This window comes from Okeania sp. SIO2B9 (assembly GCF_010672505.1).
Lineage (GTDB): Bacteria > Cyanobacteriota > Cyanobacteriia > Cyanobacteriales > Microcoleaceae > Okeania > Okeania hirsuta.
Genome location: NZ_JAAHGK010001736.1, coordinates 1 through 1,197 on the forward strand (window position 1 = coordinate 1; position 1,197 = coordinate 1,197).

Below are 1,197 nucleotides of genomic sequence, written 5' to 3' on the forward strand. Positions count from 1 at the left end.
AGTATAAATACCTACCAAGTTACGGATTTTTCTACTACTTTTAATGTTACAAATTGAAGTGCGGAATGTGAGTTTTAATTAGCGGTCAAAAACTTTCTTCTCGTCTTCCTTCTTGACTCCTGATATCATGTCCGGTAGCATAGTTTGTGTATAAAATTAAATCAAAATTGCCAGAAATCCTTCTGCCTTCCCTTCACCAAGGTGTAACTATTCAAGCGGACATGATATGACTCCTGAGTGCAAACAACCTATCGCCAAACCCTAATACAACCATCACCGTCCCCACTGACCAAAAAATCTCCTTCAGGAGAAATTGCTACAGCTAAAACACCCAAAGCATGACCAGTCAAAGTACCCATTTCCAGACCTGTACTCAACTGCCATATTTTAATCATATTATCCGCACCCCCACTCAGCAAAGTATCATCTGGCGAAACTGCTAAACACCAAATACTTTTGTCATGCCCAGTCAAAGTAGCTACTTCCAGACCCGTACTCAACTGCCATAACTTAATAGTGTTGTCATCACTGCCACTCACCAATATTTCACCGTCAGTACTAAACGCAACTGCACTCACATAACCAGAATGCCCCCTGAGAGTTTTAATTTCTTGCCCTGTAGCTAAATGCCAAATCTTAATCGTATTGTCACCACTCCCACTTGCTAACATCTGCCCATCATTGCTAAACTCCACAGACCAAACCCTCTGAGAATGCCCTGTGAGAGTATGAAGTTCGTTACCCGTACTCACCTGCCACAACTTAATTTGGTTATCGTCGCCACCACTAGCTAATATTTGCCCATTGGGACTGAATGCTAAGGACTCAATATCATTGGAATGTCCGCGCAAAGTACGAATTTTTTTGCCTGTACTCAACTGCCATAGTTTGATAGTGTGGTCGTAACTCCCACTAGCTAATATCTCGCCATTAGGGTTAAATGCCACTGACTCCACATCGTCGGAATGTCCTGTAAAAGTAGAAATTTCTTCTCCGGTACTCAACTGCCACAACTTAATAGTGTCATCATAGCTACCACTAGCTAATATTTGTCCGTCTGGACTGATGGCAAGACAACTTACTCCTTCTGAATGTGCCTGAAATTCATTAGTTACAACACAATTTTCTAGTTTATGTTTCTGTTGTTTTGATGTTTTTTGAACGGGTGGAGATACTGGTTTTATTTCTTCTTGTTGA

At 41.1% G+C, this 1,197-nt stretch carries 1 pseudogene; it reads right to left on the reverse strand.

The features are described 5' to 3' along the window. Positions 1-248: 248 nt before the first annotated feature. Positions 249-1,197, reverse strand: a pseudogene (locus tag F6K13_RS34065) (WD40 repeat domain-containing protein); the annotation flags it as partial.